Genomic DNA, 7682 nt, shown 5'->3' with positions numbered 1-7682 from the left:
CTCGTCGACCTGTTCGGCGGCGGCCCGCAACCGCGGCAACCACGCGGTGAGTTCGGCCTCCGTGTAGTCGTGGCGGAAACGGTCCTCCTTGCTGCCGGTCCCCCAGGCGGGGCTCCGGCCGTGGAACCGTACGACGGCCAGCTCGGGCGTGGTGACGGGCGCGAGGGGCGGCAGGGAGGTGCCGAGCCCCTGGGCCATGTCGACGCCGACGGCGACGAGGCCGAGCCGGGACAGCAGGGCCCTGGTCTCGTCCGCCTGCCCGGGGCGCCACCACGCCGGGTGCCGGAACTCCACGGAGACCGGCCAGCCCGCCGTGCGCTCCGCGCACTCCGTCAGCGTCTTCTCCGCCCGCGGCCCCGGCGCCAGCCACGGCGGGAACTGGAACAGCACGGCCCCCAGCCGATCCGCGATCCGCAACGGCTCCACGGCGTGGGCGAAGCGCTCCCAGATCCGGTCGAGCAGGCCCGGCAGAGGGGACGTCCGGTCGCGCAGGTCCTCGGGGAGCGCCGTCGGCCGGGTCGGATGGCCGGTCAGGAGCGAGAACGCCTTGACGTCGAACCGGAATCCGGGCGGCGTCCGCTCGGCCCAGAGGACGGCGTTGCGGCGGCTGGGCAGCGCGTAGTAGCTGGAGTCGACCTCGACGACCGGGAACTGCTCGGCGTAGTACCGCAGTCGGGACTCGGCGTCGCGCCGGCCGCGCGGATACCAGCCGCCGGCCAGTAACGCGCGGTCCGTCCAGGAACAGGTACCGACCAGCAGCTCACCCATGCGGTGCCGGTTACCCGGATTCGGCCGGACGACTACTCGGCGCCATGCGGCACAGCGTCGGCGCGGCTCGGGCCCGCTCCTGCGCACGCGCGGCCCCGGCCGGGCGGCCAAGCGGGCGGCTACGCGTCGTGGGGTTCGTGCAGTGGCGCGCCCACGAGGGACTTCGACGCGGTGCCGTCCACACCGACGGGCGGCTCCCCGGCCACCATCACCCGGTGCATGATGCGCGGGAATTCCAGGTGCGCGGTGTCGTTGGGGGCCAGATGAACGGTGGCCCGGTTGTCCCAGAGGGCCACGGAGCCCGGCTCCCAGCGGAAGCGGACGGTGTACTCGGGGCGCGTGATCTGCTCGACGAACATCTCAAGGAGGAGCCGGCTCTCCGCTCTGCTGACGTCGACGATGTTCTCGACGTAGTACGGGTTGACGAAGAGGACGCGTTCGCCGGTCTCGGGGTGCACGCGGACGACGGGGTGCACCGAGGCCACCTGATGGTCCTGGAGGTGGCGCAGATACGGGTCGGGGCCGGAGCGGGCGAGGTAGCCGACGCCGAGGCGGTGCTCGGCGCGCAGTCCGTCGGCGAACCGGCGTACGGGTTCGGAGAGCCCGGCGTAGGCAGTGGCCAGATCGGCCCAGGTGGTGTCGCCGCCGTACGGGGGCACCTGTTCGGCGCGCAGGAGGGTGAGGGCGGGCGGGTCGATGCGGGCGGTGTGGTCGCCGTGCCAGCCGCGGAGGGTGGAGTGGCGGCGGCGCTCCAGCCATTCGGCCTGGTCCATGCCGTGCTTGCGGCCCAGTTCCTGTCGGTCGGCGGTCGTCTCGATCTCGGGGTACTCCGCAGGCGACACCGAGCCGCGCGAGCGGAGCCTGATCGGCTCCCCGAAGCGCCGCGCGAACGCGATCTGCCCGGCGTGGTCCAGCCGCTGCCCCCGGAAGAACACGACCTTCCAGCGCAGCAGCGCCGAGCGGATGCCGTCGACCGTGCGGTCGTCCAGGGGCCCGGAGAGGTCCACGCCGTGGATCTCGGCGCCGATGTACCCCGAGGCGGGCCGTACGTCGAGCCCGTCGACGGCTCCCGTGCTGTCGCTGTTCATCGCTCACCCTTCATCGCTCACCGTCCACCGCTCACCGTCCACGGCACGCCGTCCACCGCTCGCCGTTCCCTGCTCGGTACGGCTGCCGTACACGTCCTACCCGCCCGGCGGCCCCTTTCAGCCGGGCACGAGCCCGGCGGGCCGCGCCGTACGGAGAGCCGCGCCGTACCTACCGAGAGCCGCGCCGTACGGAGAGACGTCGGCCGGCGCGGTCGGAGACGTAGGCTCCGAAGGCGAGAAGTCGAACGGTGATCCGGGAAGTTGATGGGAGATCACGTCATGAGCGACAAGCCGACCGTCGGCGTCCTGGGCACCGGCATCATGGGGGCGGCGATGGCCCGCAACCTCGCCCGGGCCGGGCACCCCGTCCGCGCGTGGAACCGCACCCGCGAGAAGGCCGAGCCGCTGACCGCCGACGGCGTCCACGTCGTCGACACCCCCGCCGAGGCCGTCCGGGGCGCCGATGTCGTCCTCACGATGCTGTACGACGGGGCGACCGTGCGGGACGTGATGCGCGAGGCGGCGCCGGCCCTGCGCGGGGGCGCCGCCTGGGTCCAGTCCACCACCGCCGGGCTCGAAGACGTCGCCGAACTGGCCGCCCTGGCCGGCGAACACGGCCTGGCCTACTACGACGCCCCGGTCCTCGGCACACGGCAGCCCGCCGAGGCCGGGCAGCTGACGGTCCTCGCGGCCGGCCCGGCGGCGGGGCGGGACACGGTGACGCCCGTCTTCGACGCCGTGGGCGCCCGTACGGTGTGGACCGGTGAGGACGGCGCGGCGGGCACCGCCACCCGGCTCAAGCTCGTCGCCAACAGCTGGGTGCTCGCCGCCACCAACGCGGCCGGGGAGACACTCGCCCTGGCCAAGGCCCTCGGTGTCGACCCGCGGTCCTTCTTCGAGATCATCGACGGCGGCCCCCTCGACATGGGCTACCTGCGCGCCAAGTCCGCGCTCATCCTCGACGACAAGCTGTCCCCGGCGTCCTTCGCCGTGGCCACCGCCACCAAGGACGCCCGGCTGATCGTCGAGGCGGGGCAGCGCCACGGGGTCCGCCTCGACGTGGCCGAGGCCGGCGCCGCACGCCTCGCCCGCGCCGCCGCCCACGGCCACGCCGACGAGGACATGGCCGCCGCGTACTTCGCCAGCTTCGACGAGGCCGCGGAGAAGTAAGGGCCCTTATCCCGTGCCGGGGCCCTCATCCCGTGCCGGGGTCCTCATCCCGTGCCGGGGTCGTGGTGCCCGTGCCGGGGTCCTCATCCCGTGCCGGGGCCCTCATCCCGTGCCGGGGTCGTCATCCCGTGCCGGGGCCTTCATCCCGAGCCGGGGTCGTCATGCCCGAGCCGGGGCCCTCATCCCAAGCCGGGGCACCATCCCAGGCCGGGCCCTCGTCCCGTGCCGGGGCCCCATCCCGCGCCGAGCCCCCCTCACGAGACCTCAGGACCGCTCGACGGTGTCCCGCTCCTCCGCCGGCAGGACCTCGTGCGCCGCCCCGGTCAAAGACGCGGAGTCCGACGGCGCACCGCCGTCCGCCGTGGTGGCGGCGACGGCCGGCTGCCCGGCCGCCGGCTTCCGCAGCCGCCCCGTCGCCCACAGCGCGACCGGCTCGGTGTAGCGGGCGGTGAGCGGGCCCGCGATGACCAGGATCAGCACGTACGCGGTGGCCAGCGGCCCGAGGGACGGTTCGATGCCGGACGTGACGGCGAGCCCGGCGATGACGATGGAGAACTCGCCGCGCGCGATCAGCGTGCCGCCCGCCCGCCAGCGGCCCTTCACGGAGATCCCGGCCCGGCGGGCCGCCCAGTACCCGGTGGCGATCTTCGTCAGCGCGGTGACGACGGCCAGCACGAGCGCGGGCAGCAGCACCGGCGGGATGCTCGCCGGATCGGTGTGGAGGCCGAAGAAGACGAAGAACACGGCGGCGAACAGATCCCGCAGGGGCGCCAGCAGACTGTGCGCCCCCTCGGCGACCTCACCGGACAGCGCGATGCCGACGAGGAACGCGCCGACCGCCGCCGACACCTGGAGCTGCTGTGCGAGCCCGGCGACGACGAGCGTCAGCCCCAGCACGACCAGCAGCAGCTTCTCGGGGTCGTCGTTGGAGACGAAGCGGGAGATGTGTCGCCCGTACCGCACCGCGATCAGCAGGACGAGCCCGGCCGTGCCCAGGGCGATGGCGAGGGTCGCGCTGCCCGCCGCGAGCCCCACTCCGGCGAGCAGGGCGGTGACGATCGGCAGATAGACGGCCATGGAGAGGTCCTCGAGGACCAGGATGCTCAGGATGACCGGCGTCTCGCGGTTGCCGAGCCGCCCCAGGTCGCCGAGGACCTTGGCGATGACACCGGAGGAGGAGATCCAGGTGACACCGGCGAGCACGACGGCGGCGACCGGGCCCCAGCCCAGCAGCAACGCCATCGCCGCGCCGGGCAGCGCGTTCAGCGCGGCGTCCACGAGACCGGCCGGGTACTGGGTCTTGAGGTTGGAGACGAGATCGCTGGCGGTGTACTCCAGGCCGAGCATGAGCAGCAGCAGGATCACGCCGATCTCGGCGCCGATCGCCACGAACTCCTCGCTCGTGCCGAGCGGCAGCAGCCCGCCCTCCCCGAAGGCGAGCCCGGCCAGCAGATACAGGGGGATGGGCGAGAGCCGGAACCGGGCGGCGAACCGCCCGAGCAGCCCGAGTCCGAGGATGATCGCGCCGAACTCGATGAGGAAGACGGCGGAGGAGTGCCCGGAGGACTCGGCGGCGAGTCGCACGGGCGAGGCGAGATGCGGGGGAGCCTGGGCGGCGAGGGACGCGGAGAGCTGAGCGGAGAGGTGCATGGGCCGCTCACTCCCGGCCGAGTATCGCGGCGGCCGCCTCCACACCCTCACGGGTGCCGATCACGATGAGGGTGTCCCCGCCGGCCAGCCGGAAGTCCGGCGTCGGTGACGGAATCGCCTCCGCCCGCCGCAGTACGGCCACGATCGACGCGCCCGTGTCGGTCCGCATCCGGGTGTCCCCGAGGACCCGTCCGTTCCAGTACGACGTCGAGGCCAGCTCGATCCGCTCGGCGACCAGGCCCAGTTCGGTCGTGGACAGCAGGTTGGGGCTGTGGTGGTCCGGCATCAACGCGTCCACGAGGGCGGTCGCCTCGCCCCCCGTCAGCCGTACCGACAGCGCGCACGCGTCGGGATCGTCCTCCCGGTACGCGCTGAACGTCCGTGACCCGTCCCGGTGCGCCACGACGGAAAGCCGCCGGTGCTCACGGGTGTTGAGGTCGTACCGCACACCGATCCCGGGCAACGGCGTACTGCTGAGGCGCGGAGCACCCACGGCTGGCCCCCTGTCTGGTTCGGACATGTCGTCGGAAACCCGATGGGTGCCACCCTAACGAGACCCGACAACGGCCTGGCCGAGGCGAGGTTGAGTCCCCGGTGGGACAATCCCCGTCCGGCCCTCCGGCGTTGACGCCGGTGACCTGCCCAGTACCCCCCTGCCGGCGGTCATGCGGACCGAGGCCGTCGACGTCCGCCGCCGCGCCCGCTCCGGCCGCGGCTCCGCCCGGGCAGCGGGAGAAGGACCGAAAGGAAGCGCAGGCATGATCCAGTGGGTGTCCCTGGGCACCGGCCCCCGCCCCGTACCCCAGCCCGTCTCCACACCGCTGGTGTGGGCCACGGCGTTCGCCGGCGCGATGGCGCTGGTCGCCGTCCTCAACGCCCTGGTCGGCACGGACCGCCCCGGCCTGGCCCTGACCGCGCTCTCCCTGCTGTCCGCGCTGCTCGGCGTCTACGCCCGCTTCACCGCCGCCCCCGGCACGGCCGCCCTGTGCTGGCTCTTCCTCAACGGCTTCGCCATACCCCCGGCCGGCGTCCTCACCTGGGCCAACCCCCGCGACACGTTCTGGCTGGTCTGCCTCCTCACGGCGGCCCTCACCGGCACGACCCTGGCCCGCCTCCTCCAGGCCCGAGCGGCCTACCGCCGCCTCACCACCAGCGTCCTGCCGCGCACCGAGGAGCCGGGGGGCCGGCCGGGGGACGTGTGAACCGCGGCCGGGAGTGGAGTCCCGCGACCGCCGGGGTTCAGCGGCGGTAGGCGGTGGCGGCGACGGCGGGCAGGACCGCGAGAGCGAGGACACCCCCGGTGAGGGCGAGGACGGGGTAGCCGGAGGCGGCGACGACCAGGCCCGAGCTGATGCCGCCGGTGGCGCCGGCGACGGCGATGGAGACGTCGACCATGCCCTGGGTCCTGGCGCGGGTGGCGAGCGGCACGGCGTCGGTGATGATCGCGGTGCCCGACACGAGGCCGAAGTTCCAGCCGAGGCCCAGCAGCGCCAGGGCCAGCGTGAGGAGCGCGACGGAGTCGCCGGGCGCGGTGGCGGCGAGCACCCCGGAGGCGAGCAGGGTGAGGCCGGACGCGGCGGCGATCCGCAGCCGGCCGAAGCGGTCGACGAGCCAGCCCGTCAGCGGCGAGGGCAGATACATGGCGGCGATGTGGACGGCGATCACGACGCCGGAGGCGGCGGTGCCGTGGCCGTGGTCGTGCAGATGCACCGGCGTCATCGTCATGATCGCGACCATGACGAGCTGGGTGAGGACCATGATCAGCGCCCCGAGGACCACGCCGCCGCGGCCTTCGCGGTCGGTGGTGGCCGTGGTGGTCCCGTCGGCGGGGGCGCCCTCCGGCCCGGCGTCGGCGAGGGCACGGGCCGTGAGCAGCGGATCGGGCCGCAGCCGGGCGGCCAGGACGAGCGCGGCGAGCGCGTAGGCGACGCCGGACAGCAGGAACGGGCCGGCCAGCCCGGGGATGCCGAGCTTCTCGGCGAAGGTGCCGGTGGGGGCGGCGAGGTTGGGCCCGGCGACGCCCCCGAGGGTGGTGGCGACGAGGACGGTGGACACGGCCCGGGCGCGGTGGTCGCGGGGCGCGAGGTCGGCTCCGGCGTAGCGGGCCTGGAGGTTGGTGGCGGTTCCGGCACCGTAGACGAACAGGGCGACGAACAGCAGGACGGGGTTGTCCAGGACAGCGGCGGTGATGACACCGAGGCTGCCGACGGCTCCCGTGAGGTAGCCGGCGGCCAGCCCGGGCCGACGCCCGTGGCGCTGGGAGACACGACCGACGACGACTGCGGTCAACGCGGACCCCGCGGTGAACAGCGCACTCGGCAACCCGGCGAGGCTGGTGGCGCCGAGCATGTCCTGGGCGAGCAGCGCCCCCACGGTGACACCGGCGGCGAGCCCGGCCCCGGAAAGAACCTGGGAGGCGACCAACACCCGCAACACACGGCGCTGCACGGCGGCGGCGTCGGGCAGAACGCCGGTCGTACGGTCGGATGCTGTCCTGTTCATGCCTCTTTCATCCGATCTGCCACAGCCGGCCGTCGCCGACCTTGCCGCTCAGGATGCCCAGCACCGGAAGTCCGTGGCGCTCACGAGTATGCCGACGAAGAGACCCACGTTGCCGCCCCCGTCGGTCGCTGGTCGTAGAAGCGTAGGGCGACACGCGATTCCTGGACCCTCCGCGTACACGATCCAAGTCAGCGAGGCGGCAGCGCGGGCGGTGGAGATCCCGAGGCCCGCCCCGCCCCAGATCTCCGCATCGAAGTCGGGTGCCCCGATCCCGAGCAGGCGACGGACAGCCGGCTGAGACGGAAAGTGAGACGGAGTACGTCGAAGGGCCCCACCGCGAACGGTGGGGCCCTTCGACATCGTGCCCGGTGAGGCACTGGCGGAGGATACGAGATTCGAACTCGTGAGGGGTTGCCCCCAACACGCTTTCCAAGCGTGCGCCCTAGGCCTCTAGGCGAATCCTCCGCCGGAAACATTACATGACGGCGGAGGATTCGCCTAGAG

Annotated in this window: 7 protein-coding genes and 1 tRNA gene; 2 read left to right on the top strand and 6 right to left on the bottom strand. The window is 73.6% G+C overall.

Features of this window, described 5'->3' with window-relative positions; genetic code table 11:
• Positions 1-768 (bottom strand): DUF72 domain-containing protein (locus AOK23_RS42870; protein WP_055717780.1); only part of this gene is annotated, 768 nt, incomplete at its 3' end.
• A gap of 119 nt (positions 769-887) precedes the next feature.
• Positions 888-1856: a TauD/TfdA dioxygenase family protein gene (locus AOK23_RS42865; RefSeq protein ID WP_055717779.1), complete on the bottom strand. Its 969-nt coding sequence runs from the start codon at positions 1854-1856 to the stop codon at positions 888-890.
• A 279-nt stretch (positions 1857-2135) separates the two neighbouring features.
• Here AOK23_RS42865 and AOK23_RS42860 point away from each other — a divergent pair, with 279 nt between their 5' ends.
• Positions 2136-3026: an NAD(P)-dependent oxidoreductase gene (locus tag AOK23_RS42860; RefSeq protein WP_055717778.1), complete on the top strand. Its 891-nt coding sequence runs from the start codon at positions 2136-2138 to the stop codon at positions 3024-3026.
• 264 nt (positions 3027-3290) lie between these two features.
• Here the strand turns inward: AOK23_RS42860 and AOK23_RS42855 are convergent, their stop codons facing one another.
• The gene (locus tag AOK23_RS42855) at positions 3291-4676 is read right to left on the bottom strand and encodes a cation:proton antiporter (protein WP_055717777.1); all 1386 of its coding nucleotides are present in this window, start codon (positions 4674-4676) and stop codon (positions 3291-3293) included.
• A gap of 7 nt (positions 4677-4683) precedes the next feature.
• A complete protein-coding gene (locus AOK23_RS42850) occupies positions 4684-5169 on the bottom strand; it encodes a cation:proton antiporter regulatory subunit (protein WP_469848390.1) in 486 nt (161 codons plus the stop codon).
• Between the two features lie 265 nt (positions 5170-5434).
• Here AOK23_RS42850 and AOK23_RS42845 point away from each other — a divergent pair, with 265 nt between their 5' ends.
• Positions 5435-5878 (top strand): hypothetical protein, encoded by a 444-nt coding sequence (locus tag AOK23_RS42845; RefSeq protein WP_055717775.1) that lies wholly within the window; start codon positions 5435-5437, stop codon positions 5876-5878.
• A gap of 37 nt (positions 5879-5915) precedes the next feature.
• Here AOK23_RS42845 and AOK23_RS42840 read toward each other — a convergent pair whose 3' ends face one another.
• Together AOK23_RS42840 and AOK23_RS42835 are read right to left on the bottom strand one after the other, a co-directional pair.
• Positions 5916-7178 (bottom strand): MFS transporter, encoded by a 1263-nt coding sequence (locus tag AOK23_RS42840; RefSeq protein WP_055717774.1) that lies wholly within the window; start codon positions 7176-7178, stop codon positions 5916-5918.
• 377 nt (positions 7179-7555) lie between these two features.
• Positions 7556-7643 (bottom strand) — tRNA-Ser (locus AOK23_RS42835).
• Positions 7644-7682: the final 39 nt, after the last annotated feature.

The organism is Streptomyces torulosus (genome assembly GCF_001419765.1).
Lineage (GTDB): Bacteria > Actinomycetota > Actinomycetes > Streptomycetales > Streptomycetaceae > Streptomyces > Streptomyces torulosus.
Note: the sequence above shows the minus strand (reverse complement) of the source record. Positions and strands in the feature narration are given on the sequence as shown.

Excerpts from the sequence above, each read along its gene's own strand:
- AOK23_RS42855 (WP_055717777.1), bottom strand. The coding sequence starts at position 4,676 with ATGCACCTCTCCGCTCAGCTCTCCGCGTCCCTCGCCGCCCAGGCTCCC.
- AOK23_RS42845 (WP_055717775.1), top strand. The coding sequence starts at position 5,435 with ATGATCCAGTGGGTGTCCCTGGGCACCGGCCCCCGCCCCGTACCCCAG.
- AOK23_RS42860 (WP_055717778.1), top strand. The coding sequence starts at position 2,136 with ATGAGCGACAAGCCGACCGTCGGCGTCCTGGGCACCGGCATCATGGGG.
- AOK23_RS42865 (WP_055717779.1), bottom strand. The coding sequence starts at position 1,856 with ATGAACAGCGACAGCACGGGAGCCGTCGACGGGCTCGACGTACGGCCC.
- AOK23_RS42840 (WP_055717774.1), bottom strand. The coding sequence starts at position 7,178 with ATGAACAGGACAGCATCCGACCGTACGACCGGCGTTCTGCCCGACGCC.